This window comes from Pantoea sp. C1E2, from assembly GCF_056491465.1.
The window spans coordinates 3,399,077-3,418,882 of sequence record NZ_JBSZHT010000002.1; the positions used below are offsets into that span (position 1 = coordinate 3,399,077).

Here is a 19,806-nt window from a genome sequence, read left to right on the forward strand (position 1 = left end):
AATGCGTTACCTACAACTTGCGCTGAAATTCGTAGGGGCGCCATTTATGGCGACCGATATCATGCTCGCCCTTAACCAAATCTGCCCGTAATGTAATCTTCGGTTTTGCGCGCTTTTGGCGAAGTGAAGATCCGATCGGTTTCATCAAACTCCACCAGTTGCCCGTTATGCATAAACGCCGTGTAATCTGACACGCGCGCCGCCTGCTGCATGTTGTGCGTCACCAGCACCAGCGTGAAATGCTGCTTTAACGTGGTCATCAGCTCTTCAATCACCAGCGTAGAAATCGGATCGAGTGCCGACGTCGGCTCATCCAGCAGCAACACTTCCGGTTCAATCGCGATGGCGCGCGCAATCACCAGACGCTGCTGCTGACCGCTGGAGAGCGTCAACGCATTCTGCGCCAGATGATCCTTCACCTCACTCCACAGCGCCGCCGCACGCAGCGCGCGTTCGCATGCTTCATTCAGCACACGACGATCGCGCACCCCTTGCAGCCGCAAACCATACACCACGTTTTCATAGATAGATTTTGGGAATGGATTTGGACGCTGAAACACCATGCCAATTCGGCGACGCAGCGCGGGCAGATCCTGATTAGCCTGCATCACCGCGTGCTGATCGAGCAGAATCTCACCCTCAATGCGGCAACGATCAATCACATCATTCATGCGATTAAAGCAACGCAGCAGCGTCGATTTGCCACAGCCCGACGGACCAATCAGCGCGGTGATGCGATTTTTCGGGATGCGCAGATCGATACTGTTCAGCGCCTGGCGCTCACCGTACCACAGCGACAGCTGATTAACGGTTAACGCGATGTCGTAATCGGGCGTCATCTAAAAACCTTTTAGTGCGTCATTAGGCGGTAACGCTCGCGCAGACGATGGCGTAGCGCCATCGCCAGCAGATTGAGCGACAGAATAATTACCACCAGCAGCAAGGCGGTGGCGTAGAGCAGCGGTCGGTCAGCGTCGATATTCGGGCTCTGGAAAGCCAGATCGTAAATCTGAAAACCGAGGTGCATGAATTTGCGATCCAGATGCAGATACGGGAATACCGCATCCACCGGCAGTTCCGGGGCCATTTTCACCACACCCACCAGCATCAGCGGAGCCGTTTCCCCCGCCGCACGCGCCACGGCCAGAATCAGACCGGTGAGCATAGCGGGAACCGCCAGCGGTAACACCACGCGCCACAGCGTTTCCGCTTGTGTGGCACCCAGCGCCAATGAGCCCTGACGCAGATTATCCGGGATGCGTGACAGCCCCTCTTCGGTAGCGACAATCACCACCGGCAGTGTCAGCAGCGCCAGCGTTAACGCGGCCCATAACAGTCCGGGCGTGCCAAAGGTGGGATTAGGCAGCGAGCGCGAGAAGAACAGTTGATCGATAGTGCCGCCAATCAACCAGACAAAGAAGCCCAGACCAAACACGCCATACACAATGGATGGCACGCCAGCGAGATTCACCACCGCAATGCGCACCAGACGGGTTAAGGCATTACGTCCGGCATATTCGTGCAGCCACACTGCCGCCACCACACCCAGCGGCATCACAATGATCGACATCAGCAACACCATCAGCACCGTGCCAAAAATCGCCGGGAACGCCCCGCTCTCGCCGCCGCCTGATGTCGGGGAATCGCTGACAAATTGCCAGATTTGACTGAAGAAGTGCTGCAACTTCTGCCCAAACGACATCGCGTTTGGATACCAGGCATCCACCACCTGCGCCAGCGGGATGATGTGATCCTGTCCCTGTACATCGCGCAGCACCAAAGTGTCACGCTCGCTCTCATGTTGCAGATGCGTCAGCTGCTGGGCTAACGCACTAAAGCGCCGCTGCAACGCCACACTATTGGCATCGAATTCCGATTGATCCTGCAGCGTGAAAGTACCGTGTTGCCGTTGCTCATCAGCTTGCTGCTGCAGGCTTTCCAGCTGTGCATTGAGGCGCGCCATTTGCACACGACGAATATGGCTGGCCTGACGCAGCTGCTCATGGACCTGCACCAGCCGCTGATGCAGCAGTGCGTCGCGATCGCGCGCGGTCAGCACCTCATTATCTTCCCGCAACTCAATCAGCCAGCCGTAAGCATTGCCGCCGCTGCGGCGCTGTAACACCATCGCATCTGCTGGGCGACGCGTTTTCGCCGCGCCCTGGCTGTACAGCACGCGGAAATCCGGTGCGGCAAAGTCACGATTACCGGTTTTCACCACATAGCGCCACTGCTCGCCCTGCGGCTGTTTGTGCAGGGTTTCACCCAGCACCATCACCGCAGCACCTTCCGGCGGCTGGAACAGGTATTGATCCACTGGCTGTGGCCAGAACGCACGCACGCCCTGCCATCCCAGCAGGCCAATCAGCAAGGTAAACGCCAGTAAGCACACGGCCACCGCACCGGCGGTCAGCCAGCGCCAGCGATCGTTTTGACGCATCGCTTTCATCCCTGCCCCTCATGCTGGCTATAACGCTGGCGTAAACGTTGACGGATCAGCTCAGCTACGGTGTTGATCACCAGTGTGAATATCAGTAACAACAGCGCACTCAGGAACAGAATACGGTAATGCGCGCTGCCCGCCGCTGCTTCAGGCATCTCGATGGCGATGTTAGCCGAAAGCGCGCGTAGCCCGGCAAATAAGCCGCCTTCACTCACTGGCGTGTTGCCGGTGGCCATCAGCACAATCATGGTTTCACCCACTGCGCGGCCAAAGCCAATCATCAAAGCGGCAAATATCCCCGCTGAAGCGCCCGGCAATACCACGCGCGTCAGGGTTTGCCACGGCGTGGCGCCCAGCGCCAGTGAACCCTGCCCCAGCGCGCCCGGCACGCTGAATAAGGCATCTTCAGACAGCGTGAAGATCAGGGGCACCAGCGCAAAGCCCATCGCCAGCGCCGCAACCAATAAGTTGCGTTGTTCATAATGTGCCAGGCGTTCGCCGATATCCGGCCACAACTGCGTAGGCAGCCACAGCGTTAACAGGGTGACGGCCAGCAATACCGGCAGCAGCAAAATCACTTCAAAGCCAGGGCGTCGCCAACGCTGCGGCAAATGCGGACTGAGAACGCCGCACAGCAGTAGAGTCACCGCCAGCACCAGCGGCAACAGCAAAACGCCGACCAGCGCGGTACTCACGTGCGGTGCCAGCCAGACGCCGGCAATCAATCCAATCACCACGCTCGGCAAAGCGCCCATCATTTCAATGCCCGGTTTCACCCAGCGGCGTAATCCTGGCGACATAAACCATGCGGTGTACATTGCTGCCGCCAGGGCCAGCGGCGTGGCGAACAGTAATGCTAACGAGGCGGCTTTTAACGTGCCCAGCACCATGGGTATCAGGCTGAACTTGGCCTGATAGCTGTCGCCAGCGGCGGTGGATTGCCATACCCAATCCGGCTGCGGATAGTTTTCATACCAGATTTTTTGCCACAAATTGCGCCAGGTGAAATCGGGCCACGGATTATCCAGTGCAAACTGTTGCCATTGCCCATCGCGTTCAATAATTAGCGCATCGCCGCGCGGAGCAAACGCCAGCGCCTGAATACCCGGTGCCAGCTGACGCGTCAAAATCGGGCCCTGCTGTTTACTGGCGAACAGTTTGACCTCACCCGCAGCATTAAAGGTGGCAAACACACGGCGCTGGGCCTCAGGTACAACCTTTAATGCATCCTGGCTGTGATTAAAGGTATGAATTTCCTGTAGTCGCGGTCCTTTATCCCCGGCGATGGCAAACCATTGCTTTACCCCCTGCTCATCCTGAATAAGTAGCGTACGGCCGCCAGTGAGAATATGCAGGCTTTGCGGACGCTGGTTGAGGGTCTGCGTTTCACGCAGTTGTGCGCCCTCTGGGGTGATTTGCCATACGCGCAGCAAGCGCCCTTCGCTGGCGTAGAGCAGCGTGCCGTCGGGCGATAACAGCAAATGTTCGGCTTGCTGCTGTGGCAACAAAATCTGATTGACGGTTTGCTGGTTCTCCAGCGTCATCACGCTGATGCCTGCCGGCGTTTGGGCGGCAATCCGCCACTGGTGATCGCTCAGCGAGGTAAGCGCCATGGTGGTAACCGCGCCCTGCGCCAGACGCAGCGGACGATCGCCAAACGGGAAGAACCATTGACCGTGATTTTCGTGGATCAGCGGCTGCATCAGTAGCAGTCCGCCCTGCATATTGAGTAGCACGCTGCTGCTATTGCTGCTGTTGACCGCCGCATCAGGATGCTGTTGCAGCACCAGCGCATCGGCGGCGGGCTGTCCATCGAGCGGAATAAAGCGCGCCTCGTTGCGGCTGATACGCCAGCCGAGATGCCCATCGCTGCCCATCGCCAGCACCGGGGCTTTATCCCAAAGTTGGATATTGGTGGTGGCTTGCATGCCTGGCGCACTGAACAGGGGTAACACCACCCAGATCAGCCAGAAGAATAACAGCAGCATCAGCAGTAAAATGCCCACGCCGCAACCCGTCACCACGCGACGAACAAACTGATCGACGGCACGGCGACGGCGGTCGCTGAAATGGACAGGGATACGGTTTATGCTCATGCAGGCCAGATTACAGGTGAAAACACGTCGCTATGTTGCCCGTAGCTGATTGATAAGACAACCTTTGGTGTTGGACAAGCTTGCCATACTCTCGCCATAATGGTGATGGACACTGAGCGGAGGCGCATTTTTGCGATTTTCCCGCCGGACAATCCGTCCAGCAACAGCATCACGGAGTCAGAATGGGTCAGGAAAAGCTGTATATAGAAAAAGAAATAAGCTGGTTAAGCTTCAACGAACGTGTTTTACAGGAAGCAGCGGACAAGACTAACCCGCTGATTGAGCGCATGCGCTTCCTGGGAATCTATTCCAACAATCTCGAAGAGTTCTACAAAGTGCGCTTCGCCGATCTGAAACGTCGCATTCTGATCGGTGAGGAACAAGGCACGCCAACGTCCCTTCGTCATATACTGAAAAAAATTCAGCTGCGGGTGCAGAAATCGGATCAGGAATTCGATGCGCTGTACAACGACCTGCTGCTGGAGATGGCGCGTAATCAGATCTTCCTGATTAACGAACGCCAGCTGTCGCCGAATCAGCAAGATTGGCTGCGCTATTACTTCAAACATCAATTACGCCAGCACGTCACGCCGATTCTGATCAACCACGACACCGATCTGATTGAGTTCCTCAAAGACGACTACACCTATCTGGCGGTCGAGATTATCCGCGGCGACGATATTCGTTACGCGCTGCTGGAGATCCCGTCAGACAAAGTTCCGCGCTTCGTCAATTTACCGGCCGAGTCACCGCGTCGTCGCAAGCCGATGATCCTGCTGGATAACATCCTGCGTTACTGCCTCGATGAAATTTTCAAAGGCTTCTTCGATTACGATGCGCTGAATGCCTATTCGATGAAAATGACGCGCGATGCCGAGTACGATCTGGTGACCGAGATGGAATCGAGCCTGCTGGAATTGATGTCCTCCAGCCTGAAGCAGCGTCTCAATGCCGAACCGGTGCGCTTTGTGTATCAGCGTGACATGCCGGATGCGATGGTGGAAATGCTGCGCCATAAGCTGGCAATCTCGAACGACGATTCGATTGTGCCAGGTGGCCGCTACCACAACTTTAAAGACTTCATTGGCTTCCCGAACGTCGGTAAAGCCAATCTGGAAAACCGTCCGCTGCCGCAAATTCGCCACATCGGCTTCGACGGCTTCCGTAACGGTTTCGATGCCATCCGTAATCGTGATGTGCTGCTCTACTATCCGTATCACACCTTTGAGCACGTACTGGAACTGCTGCGTCAGGCCTCATTCGACCCGAATGTGCTGGCAATCAAGATCAACATTTATCGTGTGGCTAAGAACTCACGCATCATGGATGCGATGATCCACGCAGCGTACAACGGTAAAAAAGTCACCGTGGTGGTTGAGCTGCAGGCGCGTTTCGATGAAGAAGCTAACATTCGCTGGGCGAAGCGTCTGACCGAAGCGGGCGTGCACGTGATTTTCTCTGCCCCAGGTCTGAAAATTCACGCCAAGCTGTTCCTGATTTCACGTCGTGAAGGCGATGAGATTGTGCGTTATGCGCATATCGGTACCGGTAACTTCAACGAAAAAACCGCCCGCATTTATACTGACTATTCATTGCTGACCGCTGATGCGCGTATCACCAATGAAGTGCGCCGCGTGTTTAACTTTATTGAGAACCCGTATCGCCCGGTCACATTCGAGCACCTGCTGGTATCGCCGCAGAACTCACGTGACATGCTGTACAAGCTGATTGATGCCGAGATTGCCAATGCCCAGCAGAAAAAACCGGCTGGCATTACGCTGAAAATTAACAATCTGGTGGATAACGGTTTGGTTGATCGTCTGTATGCCGCATCATCCGCAGGCGTGAAGATCAATTTACTGGTGCGCGGCATGTGCTCTCTGATCCCTGATTTACCGGGCATCAGCGAAAATATTCGCATCACCAGCATCGTTGACCGTTATCTTGAGCACGACCGCGTCTATATTTTTGAGAGCGGCGGCGACAAAAAAGTCTATCTCTCCTCCGCAGACTGGATGACGCGTAACATCGATCACCGTATTGAGGTGGCCGTGGCGATCCTCGATCCTCGCGTGAAGCAGCGCATACTGGATATTATCGCCATTCTGTTGAGTGATACGGTGAAAGCCCGCATCGTGGACAAAGAGTTGAGTAACCGTTATGTTCCGCGCGGCAATCGCAAGAAGGTGCGGTCGCAGCTGGCCATTTACGATTACATCAAGAAACTGGAACAACCCGAATAACGCCTATGCCAATTTCCCATAAAAGTACGCCGAAACCGCAGGAATTTGCGGCCATCGATTTGGGCTCTAACAGCTTCCACATGGTGATTGCCCGTGTGGTCGATGGTGCCATGCAGGTGCTCGGGCGGCTGAAACAGCGCGTGCATCTGGCCGATGGGTTGGATGCGCAGAATCGCCTGAATGAAGAAGCGATGGAGCGTGGCCTGAGCTGCCTGGCGCTGTTTGCTGAGCGTTTACAGGGATTCAGCCCGGCAAACGTCACCATTGTCGGTACGCATACGCTGCGTATCGCCACCAACGCCGAAGAGTTTCTGCAGCGCGCAGCGGAGGTGATCCCGTATCCGATTGAAGTCATTTCAGGCAATGAAGAAGCCCGTTTGATCTTCATGGGCGTGGAACATACGCAGCCGGAGAAAGGCCGCAAGCTGGTGATCGATATCGGCGGCGGTTCGACGGAGCTGGTGATCGGTGAAGATTTTGAACCGCAGCTGGTGGAAAGCCGCCGCATGGGTTGCGTCAGCTTTGCTCATCTCTACTTCCCGAAAGGGGAAATCTCACCAGATAATTTCCGTCGCGCGCGTCTGTCTGCAGCACAGAAGCTGGAAACCATGGCCTGGCAGTATCGTCTGCACGGCTGGCAGTATGCGCTGGGCGCATCGGGTTCGATTAAAGCCGCCTGCGAAGTGCTGCTGGCAATGGGCGAGAAAGAGAAGCTGATCACCCCGGAAACACTGGAAATGCTGGTGGCCGAGGTGTTGAAGCACAAGTCTTTCAATGCGTTGAGCCTGCCGGGTTTGTCGGAAGAGCGTAAAGCGGTGTTTGTGCCCGGCTTAGCGATTCTGTGTGGCGCCTTTGATGCGCTGGCGATTCGTGAGCTGCGTCTGTCCGACGGTGCACTGCGTGAAGGTGTGCTGTATGAAATGGAAGGTCGTTTCCGCCATCAGGACATTCGCAGCCGCACCGCGCAGAGTCTGGCGAACCACTACGCCATTGATAGCGATCAGGCGCGCCGCGTGCTGGAGACAACGGAACAACTGTATCTGCAGTGGCTGGATCAAAATCCTAAGCAGGCCAATCCGCAGCTTTCCGCGCTGTTGAAATGGGCGGCGCTGCTGCATGAAGTGGGATTGACCATCAATCACAGCGGTATGCAGCGCCATTCGGCTTACATCTTGCAGAACTCCAACATGCCGGGCTTTAACCAGGATCAACAGATGCTGTTGGCCACGCTGGTACGCTACCATCGTAAAGCGGTGAAGCAGGATGAGATGCCACGTTTCACCTTGTTTAAAAAGAAACAGTTTCTGCCGATGGTGTTCCTGTTGCGTCTGGGCACGTTGCTGAACAATCAGCGCCAGGCCACGACTAAACCCGATTCACTCAAGCTGACTGCCGATGATAGCAACTGGACGCTGACGTTCCCTGTCGGCTATCTGAGCCAGAACACCCTGGTGCAGCTGGATCTGGAGCGCGAACAGGCCTACTGGAATGATGTCACCGGCTGGAAACTGACGCTGGAAGAGGAGTAACGCGGGCTGCTGGCCCGCTGTATCACTATGACGACACGTCCCGACAACTATTTCGCGGAGAAATATGGCCTGACGCTGCCCCACTCCGAAGTGTTGGCCGCGCGGCCAAAACTGACCGTGGGCAAAGCGCTCGATCTTGGCTGCGGCCAGGGCCGTAACAGCCTGCTCCTGAATCAGCATGGTTTTGACGTAACGGCCTGGGATAGTAATCCCGTCAGCCTTGAGCGTCTGAACAGCATCATTCAGGAAGAGAATCTGGAGAACATTCGCACTGAACTGTGCGATCTCAATCAGGTGCGTTTTAACGGCGGCTATCAGTTTGTGCTTTCCACGGTGGTGATGATGTTCCTGCAACCGGAATCCATCCCGCAGTTGATTGCCGATATGCAGGCCAGTACGCTGAAATATGGCTATAACCTGATTGTGGCGGCGATGAGCACGGATGATTATCCCAACTCACAGAATTTCCCGTTCACCTTCAAATCCGGCGAGTTGAGCAATTACTACCGCAACTGGCACATCGTGAAGTACAACGAGGATATCGGTGAACTGCATCGCCGGGATGAAAACGGGGATCGCATTAAATACCGTTTCGCCACCCTGCTGGCGCAAAAAGCCAGCTATTGATGACGAGGCCGCGTGATGCGGCCTAATCTGATTTTGATCAACGCCCCCTTAACCGTTACTGCTCATTTTTCACACAGCGATTGACCTGACGATCTAACTGTGACTAAATGTTGCCACCGCCCAATCGGGCATTTACAGGAACCACCCCGCGTGAACAGCGCCATCCCAGCACGAAGACGTCCCAAAACCGGTACCATGACTCGCATTATTTTGCTGATCAGTTTCTTTATTTTGGTTGGCCGTCTGATTTTCATCATCCCCGGTGCCATTGAGCATCATCAGCAAAAAAAAGCCGCACCTGAGCCGGTCACCACACTGAGCACCAGCGATTCGCGCTAAGGAACTTGCGGGTCATCGTTGCTTGCCGCTTCACATTGCCCGTTTGTGACAATGCTGCTAAATACGCCCTGATTACCCGCAACGCGCTACACTTTGACCTGACTTTACAGACACAAGGGACGCGTTATGTCTGCTCCGTATGCACAACAATTAACTGAAATCCGCCAGCACATCTTGCATCTTCTCCTCAGCGAAGACGATCTCGTTGATGTGCTGCTGGATAAATCTATCGATCTCAATGCCGCTGAGCTGCGGGAGATCACCGACTGGCGTCATCAGCTGGAAGAAGAGCTGCAGCTGCTGCATGCGGCTGACTTAGCGGATATCCTCGAAGCGCTACCCGAACAAGAGCGTCTGGCATTGTGGCGCCTTGTGCCCTCCGAGCAGCGCGGTCGCGTGCTGGTCGAAGCCTCAGAAACCGTCTGGGCCAGCCTGACGGAAGGTATGACTGATCGCGAGATTCTGCACGCTATTGAGCCGCTGGACATCGACGATCAGGTATATCTGGCGCGCTATCTGCCGCGCGATTTAACCGGACGTTTACTCACCACGCTGGAACCTAACCTGCGTGCACGCCTGCTGGAAGTGATCGAGCTTGATCGCGACCGCGTGGGTCAGGTGATGGATTTCAATATCCTGACCGTCCGATCTGACGTGACTCTCGCGACGGTGCAGCGCTTTCTGCGCAAGCGCAAAAGCATGCCGGGCGGCACCGATAAAATATTCATCACCGACGAGCAGAATCAGTTGCTGGGTGAGTTAACACTCACCGACATTCTGCTCAACAAGCCGAAGACGCTGGTTTCTGATGTGATGAATGCGCGCCCGACCACCTTTCAGCTCGACGACAAAGCCGAAGAAGCGGCCAGTGCTTTTGAACGTTATAACCTGATCTCTGCCGCCGTTATTGATGCTAATGGCAAGTTGATAGGCCGTATCACCGTGGAAGATGTGATCGATCTGGTGAACGAAGAGAACGAAAGCAACATTCGTAAGATGGGGGGTATCAGCCAGGGCGAGGACGTGTTCGCGCCGGTGCGTAAAGCGGTGGGCAAGCGCTGGGCGTGGCTTGCCATCAATCTGTGTACCGCATTTATCGCTTCTCGCGTGATTGGCCTGTTTGAAGAGACCATTTCTCAACTGGTGGCGCTGGCGGCGCTGATGCCGATTGTGGCCGGGATTGGCGGTAATACCGGCAATCAAACCATCACCATGATTGTGCGCGCTCTGGCGCTGCATCAGGTGGAGCCCGGTAACTTCTCTTTCCTGGTGGTACGCGAACTCGGCGTTGCCCTGATCAACGGGCTGTTCTGGGGCGGAATCATGGGCAGCATCACCTGGTTAATGTACGACAATATGCAACTCGGTGGCGTCATGATGCTGGCGATGGTGCTTAACCTGCTGCTCGCTGCGCTGATGGGCGTACTGATTCCGTTGATCATGACCAAGATGAAACGCGACCCGGCGGTAGGCTCCAGCGTGCTGATCACCGCCATCACCGACACCGGCGGTTTCTTTATTTTCCTTGGATTGGCGACGGTATTTTTGTTGCACCATTAAATCACAGACAGTGCGCGTAACGTTGCAGCGCTTGCTGCAAATTGAGTTGTAACGTTGCGCGTGCCAGTTCGCTGATGCCCGGCGTTACGCGCGACGAGCCGCGTTGATTTAACCACTCCACCACATCGACAAGATGCCACAGCGCGGTTTTACCATCATGAATCGGGCGTGGGAACTGCGGGCTGTGAGTGAGCATTAACTTACGCATATTTTGACGTGACACGCCAATCAACTCAGCGATATCCGTGAGGCCGACCAGATCGGGGGCCGCTTCAATCAGTTCAGCATCGGGTAAAGCCTGGGTGACTTCGGCTAAAGCATCGCGAATCGCTTGCTGCGCATTCTCCGCTTCCCGGCAGTACATCAGACTCAATTTACCTGCCACGCCGGTGCCCACCAGCGCATCAGTGCAACCGGCAGCGCCGAGTCGCTCCAGGGCCTCATCATCTGTAACAGCTTCACTCAACTGAAAACGTAACGTGAATTCAAATTCCATTTTTGATCCTTAAAAATTTCAATTTCTTTGTGTGGGTGTCGTTTCCTTTCTGACATTGCATGCCAACTTATACTCTGAATTTTTGGTTGTCAACTGACAACCAGTACGAATATTTTGATGCTATGTCAGCAGCATTTAAGGCAAGAAAAAACAATAAGTGTCCTGTGATCCCGAATTTCATTTGAGGTTGGATTCCAGCGCACAAAATCAAGCGCGCCTTGGTTCAAGCGCATATACACTTAGCGCTATCACTGACCTGAGGAAGAAACAGCATGTTTAAAATTGATGATTTTGTGCAGTCGAAAACTGGTGGCCCAAAGATGCAGGTCACACGGGTTGAAGGTGAGTTGCTATGGTGTGCGCGTATTGACGATCCCATCAAGCGAGAGATCGAAGTCAGAGCAGATAGCGTGAATTTGTATCACGAAGAAGGCGATTTCGGCGTGTGCTGATGCTCTTCGGTTGCGCGATCAATCGCGCCGCTACAAATCGTGCGGTCTGGATTAGACAATCTCAGAGCGCACCAAGCCGTAGCGGCGCAATTAATTGCGCCAAAGGGACTATCACGGATTGTCCTTCTGCAAATCGTGCGGTCTGGATTAGACAATCTCAGAGCACACCAAGCCGTAGCGGCGCAATTTATTGCGCGAAAGGGACTATCACGGATTGTCCTTCTGCAAATTGTCTCGTCCAATCCCGCCAATAAATGGCAAACGCAACTTGAGTGGCGTGAAATCAAGCCCAAGATTCAGCCCAAGCACATTCACTTCAAGGCCCTCTTCTGCGCCAACCGTTACGCCCAGCACACCTAAAATTGACACCTGCACACCGCGACCCGACGGCGGTAATCCAATTGGATGAAGCAGTGAGCGATAATCTTTGCCTAAAGCATTGGCAGGCAGATCCAGCTTCAACGCAGGCACTTCACGACCGATGTGCGCCATAAAGGTGTTGCTATTCGGCCCCGGCCACGCGCGATAGGTCGTTGGCCACGGATAGGATTTTATCGCCGCTTCGATCTGCGGAATCATCGCTTCGGCCTCTTTGCCACGATGCTCTACCAGCAAGTGCGGCTTAGCGCCGTACCAGTAGCCATCTGGCAAATTTGAGTTGCGGCGTACCTTGTCGCCACTGCCCCAGCTGATCACTTCATAACGGTTGTACTGGGTCTCACCCGCGCGTTTGAAAATGATCCAAGGATGCACCGCGACAGCGCCCTTCCAGCCATAAGTGGGCGCGGCATAGACCTGAACGATCGCCAGATTGGCATATTGATGCGGATCCGGCGCTAACCCGGCCGAATCTCGCCTCGCCGTCGCCCAACCACCGCGCTCACTGGTTAACTCACCGGTGCGCGTGGCCTGCGCCAGACTCGCTGCCAGTGATAGCAGCACAATACAGAGGAAAGAGATGAGAAAGGCTTTCAGTGGCAGCATCGACGGCATCCTGATGAGTAATATTTCACCTGCCATCATGCATTGATAGAGGTGAGTTTGTATTCACTAACTATGCGATAGGGCAAATCGTTCTGAAAACTGATGTTGGTTGGCCACAAAAGAATGGAGTGTATCTCGCAGATGCACATTCTTCGCTGACCCTCGCGTTGCATCAATGTCGCTTTTAAAAGACATTTTTTGCTGGATTGAATGCTTGCGAGGACGCTATGCTGTATACCACTCAACGTTATCAGGATGCTGATGGCAAAGTTCCCTATACCGAATGGATATTCAAATTAAGGAAAAAAGATCCTCGCGCCGCATCAAAGATAGATACTCGAGTGGATCGCGCTGAGAGCGGAAACTTTGGTGACTACCCATTTGAAAGAGAGGGTGTTTGGGAATTAAAAATCGATTATGGCCCCGGTTATCGCGTCTACTACGCACTCGATGGAGATAGGATAATTTTACTTCTTGTTGGGGGAGATAAACCGTCCCAAAAACAAGACTTAGCGAAAGCTGTAAAATTTTGGCGTGAATATCAAACGAGGTAACAGCATGACTATCATCACTCAATCTGTACCAAAGAAAAAAGCAGTCAGTCATGACGATGCGATGGTAGCAGAGCTGCGAGAAAACCCTGAATATGCTGAAATCTACCTGCAAACAGCATTGGAAGATATCTACGAAAAAGGTGGAATAGCTGCCTTTCTGATCGCCCTTCGCCGGGTTGTTGAAGCCCGAGGTGGCATTAGCGAAATCTCTCGCAAGTCCGGGTTGTCGCGCCAGCAGTTGTACAAAACGCTCTCAGAAAAAGGAAATCCAACGCTCACTACCCTAACAGAGATTACTCGTGCGGCGGGCGTTAGGCTTATCCCTCACCTCTAAAGAAAAAGCCCGCATTTAAGCGGGCTTGATAGGCAATTCAATCAGCGGAAATCATTCCCACTCAATCGTGGCCGGTGGCTTACCAGAGATATCGTAAACCACGCGAGAGATGCCGTTCACTTCGTTGATGATGCGGTTAGAGACGCGGCCGAGGAAATCGTACGGCAGGTGTGCCCAGTGCGCGGTCATGAAGTCGATGGTCTCTACTGCACGCAGTGAAACAACCCAATCGTATTTACGACCGTCGCCCATCACGCCGACAGAGCGCACTGGCAGGAACACGGTGAAGGCCTGGCTGACTTTGTTGTACAGGTCAGCTTTATGCAGTTCTTCGATGAAGATTGCATCGGCACGACGCAGCAGGTCGCAGTACTCTTTCTTCACTTCGCCCAGAACACGCACGCCCAAACCTGGACCTGGGAACGGGTGACGATACAGCATGTCGTATGGCAGGCCGAGTTCCAGACCGATCTTACGCACTTCGTCTTTGAACAGCTCTTTCAGCGGCTCAACCAGACCCATCTTCATCTCTTTCGGCAAGCCGCCCACGTTGTGGTGCGACTTGATCACGTGCGCTTTACCGGTGGCAGAAGCCGCAGACTCGATCACGTCAGGATAGATGGTGCCTTGCGCCAGCCACTTCACGTCTTCCAGGCGCAATGCTTCCTGGTCAAATACTTCAACGAACACGCGGCCGATGATCTTACGCTTGGCTTCTGGATCGTTCTCGCCAGCCAGTGCATCAAGGAAACGGGCTTCAGCGGCAACGTGAACGATGTTGAGACCAAAGTGGTCGCCAAACATGTCCATGACCTGCTCGGCCTCATTGAGACGCAGCAAGCCGTTATCCACGAATACGCAGGTCAGGCGGTCGCCGATGGCGCGGTGCAGCAGCATAGCGGTCACAGATGAATCCACGCCACCTGACAGGCCGAGGATCACTTTGTCTTCGCCAACCTGCTCACGCAGACGCTCTACCGCATCTTCGATGATCTTGGCCGGGGTCCACAGTGCTTCACAGCCGCAGATGTCGCGAATAAAACGCTCCAGCATGCGCAGGCCCTGGCGGGTATGCGTCACTTCCGGGTGGAACTGCACGCCGTAGAATTTCTTCTCTTCATTGGCCATGATGGCGAACGGACAGGTTTCGGTGCTGGCAACGGTTTCAAAACCAGCCGGGATAGCGGTAACTTTATCGCCGTGGCTCATCCACACGTCGAGCAACGGTTTGCCGGCAGCGCTGATGGCATCTTCGATGTCACGGACCAGCGCGCTCTGCGTCAGCACTTCGACCTGCGCATAACCAAATTCACGCTCGTTAGAGCCTTCAACTTTGCCGCCCAGCTGCATCGCCATGGTCTGCATGCCATAGCACACGCCCAACACCGGCACGCCAGCGTTAAACACGTAATCCGGTGCGCGCGGGCTGTTGTGCTCAGTGGTGCTTTCCGGGCCACCTGACAAAATGATGCCATTTGGGTTGAAACCACGAATCTGCTCTTCGGTGACATCCCACGCCCAGAGTTCGCAGTAGACGCCCAGCTCACGCACGCGGCGCGCGACCAGTTGCGTATACTGAGAACCAAAATCGAGGATCAAAATGCGATGTTTATGAATATTTTCAGTCGTCATTGAGGCGTTTCCATTGGGATGGACTTAATAATAAAAGCGCCCGGCAGGTGCCGGGCGTTGAATCTTACGGGATTATGAACCCATGCGGTAGTTCGGTGACTCTTTGGTGATGGTCACGTCGTGCACGTGGCTTTCATTGATGCCTGCGCCACTGATGCGCACGAACTCCGCTTTAGTGCGCAGGTCGTCGATTGTTGGGCAACCGGTCAGGCCCATGCAAGAGCGCAGACCGCCCATTTGCTGGTGCACGATCTCTTTCAGACGGCCTTTGTACGCGACGCGACCTTCGATACCTTCTGGTACCAGTTTGTCAGCGGCGTTATCAGTCTGGAAGTAACGGTCAGAAGAGCCTTTAGACATCGCGCCCAGTGAACCCATACCGCGGTAAGATTTGAACGAACGGCCCTGATACAGCTCGATCTCGCCAGGAGACTCTTCAGTACCTGCCAGCATAGAACCGACCATCACAGCCGCAGCGCCCGCCGCGATCGCTTTGGCGATATCGCCAGAGAAGCGAATACCACCATCAGCCACAACCGGGATGCCGGTGCCTTCCAGCGCAGCAACCGCATCAGAAACCGCAGTGATCTGTGGAACACCCACGCCAGTCACGATGCGCGTGGTACAGATTGAACCAGGACCAATACCGACTTTAACCGCACTCACGCCCGCTTCGGCCAGTGCCAATGCACCTGCACCGGTTGCCACGTTGCCACCGATGATGTCGAGATTCGGGTATTTAGCACGGGTTTCACGGATACGTTGCAAAACTCCTTCAGAGTGACCGTGTGAAGAGTCAATCAGCAGCACGTCAACACCGGCAGCCACTAACGCATCAACACGCTCTTCGTTACCTGCACCCGCGCCAACCGCAGCACCTACGCGCAGACGGCCTTCCGCATCTTTACAAGCGTTAGGTTTACGTTCTGCTTTCTGGAAATCTTTAACAGTAATCATGCCCAGCAGGTGGAAGCTATCGTCAACAACCAGCGCTTTCTCAACACGTTTTTCGTGCATTTTCTGCAGAACGATGTCGCGTGCTTCACCCTCTTTCACGGTGACCAGACGCTCTTTCGGCGTCATCACTGCGGAAACTGGCAGGCTCAGGTCAGTCACAAAACGCACGTCACGACCGGTAATGATACCGACCAGTTCGTTGTCGGTGTTTACAACCGGATAACCCGCAAAGCCGTTGCGCTCGGTCAGCTCTTTCACTGCCGCCAGTGCGGTGGTAGGCAGTACAGTTTGCGGATCGGTCACTACGCCACTTTCGTGTTTTTTAACCTTGCGAACTTCATCCGCCTGGCGCTCAATCGACATGTTTTTGTGGATAAAGCCCAGACCGCCTTCCTGTGCCAGTGCAATCGCCAGACCGGCTTCGGTCACGGTATCCATTGCAGCAGACAGCATAGGGATGTTCAGACGGATGTTTTTCGTCAGTTGGGTGCTGAGATCAGCGGTGTTTGGTAGCACAGTGGAGTGAGCTGGAACGAGCAGAACGTCGTCGAAAGTGAGGGCTTCTTTAGTGATTCTTAGCATTGCAATATCTCCACCTGGGGGCGATTAAAACAGATAAAATATTGCCGCGGCATTATACAGGCCGAAATCGATTGCCTCCAGTGTTTTTTAGGAAAAAGTCTTGATCCTCCGGGTGAGCAATGTAGTATCGGTTGATTAACCCTCTGATTTAAAGTTTGATCTACATCACATGTCGCTACCGCCAACCGCCAATATTTTTACTGTCAGCCGCCTGAATACCACGGTGCGCCAACTGCTGGAAAATGAGATGGGCCTGGTGTGGCTCAGCGCTGAAATTTCAAATTTTACTCAGCCCTCTTCCGGTCACTGGTACTTCACGTTAAAGGATGATGGCGCACAAGTTCGCTGCGCGATGTTCCGCAACAGCAACCGTCGCGTTACTTTTCGTCCACAGCATGGTCAGCAGGTTTTAGTTCGCGCCAGCATTACGCTGTATGAGCCGCGTGGCGACTATCAGCTGATTATTGAAAGCATGCATCCGGCTGGCGAAGGCTTGTTGCAGCAGCAGTTCGAACAGCTTAAAGCACGACTGGCGGCCGAAGGGTTATTTGATCAGCAATTTAAGCAATCGCTGCCCGATCCGGCGCGTCAGGTAGGCGTGATCACCTCCGCGACCGGCGCCGCGCTGCATGATGTGCTGCGCGTACTGCATCGCCGCGATCCGTCGCTGCCCGTGATTATCTATCCCACGCCAGTGCAAGGTGTCGATGCGCCCGCAGCCATCGTGCGCGCCATTGAACTGGCGAACCAGCGTGATGAATGTGATGTGCTGATCGTCGGCCGTGGCGGCGGCTCGCTGGAGGATTTGTGGAGCTTCAACGACGAGCGCGTGGCGCGCGCTATCTTTGCCAGCCGCCTGCCGATCGTCAGTGCCGTGGGTCACGAAACAGACGTCACCATCGCCGACTTTGTTGCCGACCTGCGCGCCCCTACCCCTTCTGCAGCGGCGGAAATCGTCAGCCGCAATCAGATAGAGCTATTGCGCCGTTTGCAGTCGCAGCAGCAGCGTATGGAAATGGCGATGGATTTCTACATTGCTGAGCAGCAGCGTCGCTTCACCCGCATTCAGCACCGCTTACAGCAGCAGCACCCGCAGCTGCGCCTGGCACGTCAGCAAACCACGCTGTTCCAGTTGCAGCGCCGCCTGGGCGAAGCGATGGATCAGCGCCTGCGCATGGCCAATCGCCAGCAGGATCGCGTGTTACAGCGCCTCAATAATCAGCAGCCGCAGGGGCGTATTCTGCGTGCGCAGCAGCAGATGCAGCAGTGGCGGTATCGCCTGCAGCAGGGCATGGAGAAGCAGCTGAATCACAATCGTCAGCGCTTTGGCAATCTGGCGGCACAACTCGAGGGCGTCAGTCCGCTGGCGACTCTGGCTCGCGGTTTTAGCGTGACAACGGATACCCAAGGCCAGCTGGTGAAGAAAACCCAACAATTGCATAAAGGCGATTTACTGCGCACCCGTCTGGATGATGGCTGGGTGGAAAGCCAGGTGACCGCCCTTGAGCCACAGAAATCACGCAGTCGCAAAGCACGTTCCTAGCTGAAAAACTATACTTCTGGCATGTTCCCTCACGGCCAGGAGTTCCTATGACCTACAGCGTTATTCCTCCGTATATTCTTCGCAATATCATTGACCACTGCTCGGGTGCGCCACAAGAGTCTGCTCGCCGCACCCTAACTCATGTTCAGCAATTGATGGCCGAACACAACCATAAAGCGGCCAGCGCGGCCACCTCACAGCCCGGCACCGTGCTGCGTGCCATCTATGATGCTGAAAATACGCAAAATCTGCCCGGCACCTTAATCCGCGATGAAGGCCAGCCGGGCAATGGCGACGTTGCGGCTGAAGAGGCCTGGAATTATCTCGGCATCACCTACGATTTCTACTGGCAAATCTTCAAGCGCAATTCACTGGATAACAAAGGCCTGAAATTGGATGGCTCCGTGCATTACGGCAAGGAGTATCAAAACGCCTTCTGGAACGGTCAGCAGATGGTGTTTGGTGACGGCGATGGTGAGATCTTTAACCGCTTTACCATCGCACTCGATGTGGTGGCGCATGAACTCACCCACGGCGTGACCGAGAACGAGGCAGGACTGGTTTACTTCCAGCAGTCTGGTGCGTTGAATGAATCGATGTCTGATGTGTTTGGCTCGCTGGTGAAGCAGTTCCACCTGCAGCAAACGGCGGATCAGGCTGACTGGTTGATCGGTGAGGGGTTGTTAGCCGCTGGGATTAAAGGCCGAGGACTCCGCTCCATGTCCGCACCCGGCACCGCCTACGACGATCCGAAACTCGGTAAAGATCCCCAGCCCGCTGATATGGATCACTACATTGAAACCCGCGATGACAACGGCGGTGTCCATCTCAACTCTGGCATTCCCAATCGCGCGTTTTATCTCGCCGCGAAGGCGTTAGGCGGCTTTGCCTGGGAGTTAGCGGGCCACGCCTGGTATGACACCCTTTGTGACAAGACACTGCCGCAGGATGCCGATTTTAGTACCTTTGCCGGCTTTACCGTGCAGCACGCTGGAAAAAGGTTTAATCGTTCGGTGGCGGAGGCGATTCAATCCGCCTGGCAACAGGTAGGCGTAACGTGAATATTCAACTGACTGATGACGCCATCATTGAACTGGCGCGTGAAGGCGGCATTGCTTTTATCCCCAATCTGCGTGGCGAACGCCGCTTTGCCCTGGCGCAACTGCCAGAACCGCAAAAACAGCGGGTGTGTAACGTGCTGGAGCAAGCGCTGCCACTGGGCGAACCGGAAGATCAGGCGGCGAATCTTGGTCGCGGCGACCAGCGCTATTTTCGTATTCAAATCACCTATGCCACGCATCATGAAGCAGGCTCCATCGTGATTTTGATTCCTGAAACAGCGGCATCGCCTGAATTAGAGGCACTTTGGCGCGACGGCCAGTGAAGAACTCGGAGATCTCCCAAAGCAAGCTCTAACTTACTGACTATAATCATT

The 19,806-nt window shown here is 54.8% G+C and carries 18 protein-coding genes; 11 read left to right on the forward strand and 7 right to left on the reverse strand.

The genetic code is table 11. From position 1 onward, the window contains the following. Window positions 1-71 precede the first annotated feature (71 nt). The 3 genes from pstB to ACXI0A_RS16280 are packed head-to-tail and all read right to left on the reverse strand — an operon-like array spanning window position 72 to window position 4,539. Complete coding sequence (gene pstB / locus ACXI0A_RS16270; RefSeq protein ID WP_200578183.1) at window positions 72-839, reverse strand: phosphate ABC transporter ATP-binding protein PstB; 768 nt, start codon at window positions 837-839, stop codon at window positions 72-74. Window positions 840-850: 11 nt separating this feature from the next. After that, complete coding sequence (gene pstA / locus ACXI0A_RS16275; RefSeq protein ID WP_224930614.1) at window positions 851-2,449, reverse strand: phosphate ABC transporter permease PstA; 1,599 nt, start codon at window positions 2,447-2,449, stop codon at window positions 851-853. After that, a complete protein-coding gene (locus ACXI0A_RS16280; protein WP_476147702.1) occupies window positions 2,446-4,539 on the reverse strand; it encodes an ABC transporter permease subunit in 2,094 nt (697 codons plus the stop codon). The genes pstA and ACXI0A_RS16280 overlap by 4 nt, the downstream gene beginning before the upstream one ends. A gap of 182 nt (window positions 4,540-4,721) precedes the next feature. Between ACXI0A_RS16280 and ppk1 the strand changes: the two genes are divergently transcribed. From ppk1 to mgtE, 5 genes are all read left to right on the forward strand, one after another. Next, window positions 4,722-6,782: a polyphosphate kinase 1 gene (gene ppk1 / locus ACXI0A_RS16285; protein ID WP_224930608.1), complete on the forward strand. Its 2,061-nt coding sequence runs from the start codon at window positions 4,722-4,724 to the stop codon at window positions 6,780-6,782. A 5-nt stretch (window positions 6,783-6,787) separates the two neighbouring features. Beyond that, window positions 6,788-8,311, forward strand: a complete 1,524-nt coding sequence (ppx, locus tag ACXI0A_RS16290; RefSeq protein WP_476147699.1) for an exopolyphosphatase — start codon at window positions 6,788-6,790, stop codon at window positions 8,309-8,311. Window positions 8,312-8,338: 27 nt separating this feature from the next. Further along, window positions 8,339-8,938, forward strand: a complete 600-nt coding sequence (tehB, locus tag ACXI0A_RS16295; RefSeq protein WP_476147697.1) for a tellurite resistance methyltransferase TehB — start codon at window positions 8,339-8,341, stop codon at window positions 8,936-8,938. Between the two features lie 150 nt (window positions 8,939-9,088). Next, window positions 9,089-9,277 carry a YfgG family protein gene (locus ACXI0A_RS16300; protein WP_034825717.1) on the forward strand — a complete coding sequence of 63 codons (189 nt, stop codon included), beginning with the start codon at window positions 9,089-9,091 and terminating at the stop codon, window positions 9,275-9,277. A 126-nt stretch (window positions 9,278-9,403) separates the two neighbouring features. Further along, the gene (gene mgtE / locus ACXI0A_RS16305; RefSeq protein WP_476147695.1) at window positions 9,404-10,837 is read left to right on the forward strand and encodes a magnesium transporter; all 1,434 of its coding nucleotides are present in this window, start codon (window positions 9,404-9,406) and stop codon (window positions 10,835-10,837) included. A gap of 1 nt (window position 10,838) precedes the next feature. Here mgtE and ACXI0A_RS16310 read toward each other — a convergent pair whose 3' ends face one another. Beyond that, window positions 10,839-11,333, reverse strand: a complete 495-nt coding sequence (locus ACXI0A_RS16310; protein ID WP_476147693.1) for a helix-turn-helix transcriptional regulator — start codon at window positions 11,331-11,333, stop codon at window positions 10,839-10,841. A 272-nt stretch (window positions 11,334-11,605) separates the two neighbouring features. Between ACXI0A_RS16310 and ACXI0A_RS16315 the strand changes: the two genes are divergently transcribed. Next, the gene (locus tag ACXI0A_RS16315; protein ID WP_476147692.1) at window positions 11,606-11,785 is read left to right on the forward strand and encodes a DUF2158 domain-containing protein; all 180 of its coding nucleotides are present in this window, start codon (window positions 11,606-11,608) and stop codon (window positions 11,783-11,785) included. 207 nt (window positions 11,786-11,992) lie between these two features. On the opposite strand, the gene ACXI0A_RS16320 is transcribed toward ACXI0A_RS16315, so the two are convergent. Continuing rightward, window positions 11,993-12,769, reverse strand: coding sequence for a DUF3750 domain-containing protein (locus ACXI0A_RS16320; RefSeq protein WP_476147690.1), 777 nt, complete (start codon window positions 12,767-12,769; stop codon window positions 11,993-11,995). Window positions 12,770-12,996: 227 nt separating this feature from the next. Between ACXI0A_RS16320 and ACXI0A_RS16325 the strand changes: the two genes are divergently transcribed. Beyond that, window positions 12,997-13,323 carry a type II toxin-antitoxin system RelE/ParE family toxin gene (locus ACXI0A_RS16325; protein ID WP_476147688.1) on the forward strand — a complete coding sequence of 109 codons (327 nt, stop codon included), beginning with the start codon at window positions 12,997-12,999 and terminating at the stop codon, window positions 13,321-13,323. A 4-nt stretch (window positions 13,324-13,327) separates the two neighbouring features. Further along, complete coding sequence (locus tag ACXI0A_RS16330; RefSeq protein WP_476147686.1) at window positions 13,328-13,657, forward strand: addiction module antidote protein; 330 nt, start codon at window positions 13,328-13,330, stop codon at window positions 13,655-13,657. Window positions 13,658-13,708: 51 nt separating this feature from the next. Here the strand turns inward: ACXI0A_RS16330 and guaA are convergent, their stop codons facing one another. Together guaA and guaB are read right to left on the reverse strand one after the other, a co-directional pair. Continuing rightward, complete coding sequence (gene guaA, locus ACXI0A_RS16335) at window positions 13,709-15,289, reverse strand: glutamine-hydrolyzing GMP synthase (protein ID WP_476147684.1); 1,581 nt, start codon at window positions 15,287-15,289, stop codon at window positions 13,709-13,711. Between the two features lie 72 nt (window positions 15,290-15,361). Next, window positions 15,362-16,828, reverse strand: a complete 1,467-nt coding sequence (gene guaB / locus ACXI0A_RS16340) for an IMP dehydrogenase (protein ID WP_224930584.1) — start codon at window positions 16,826-16,828, stop codon at window positions 15,362-15,364. Between the two features lie 169 nt (window positions 16,829-16,997). On the opposite strand from guaB, the gene xseA reads away from it, so the two are divergent. From xseA to ACXI0A_RS16355, 3 genes are read left to right on the forward strand one after another with little or no spacing between them, the layout of a single operon-like run. Continuing rightward, window positions 16,998-18,371 (forward strand): exodeoxyribonuclease VII large subunit, encoded by a 1,374-nt coding sequence (gene xseA, locus ACXI0A_RS16345; protein ID WP_476147681.1) that lies wholly within the window; start codon window positions 16,998-17,000, stop codon window positions 18,369-18,371. Window positions 18,372-18,418: 47 nt separating this feature from the next. Further along, complete coding sequence (locus ACXI0A_RS16350; protein WP_476147680.1) at window positions 18,419-19,432, forward strand: M4 family metallopeptidase; 1,014 nt, start codon at window positions 18,419-18,421, stop codon at window positions 19,430-19,432. Beyond that, window positions 19,429-19,755 carry a protealysin inhibitor emfourin gene (locus tag ACXI0A_RS16355; RefSeq protein ID WP_045831618.1) on the forward strand — a complete coding sequence of 109 codons (327 nt, stop codon included), beginning with the start codon at window positions 19,429-19,431 and terminating at the stop codon, window positions 19,753-19,755. The genes ACXI0A_RS16350 and ACXI0A_RS16355 overlap by 4 nt, the downstream gene beginning before the upstream one ends. The last annotated feature ends 51 nt before the right edge of the window (window positions 19,756-19,806 follow it).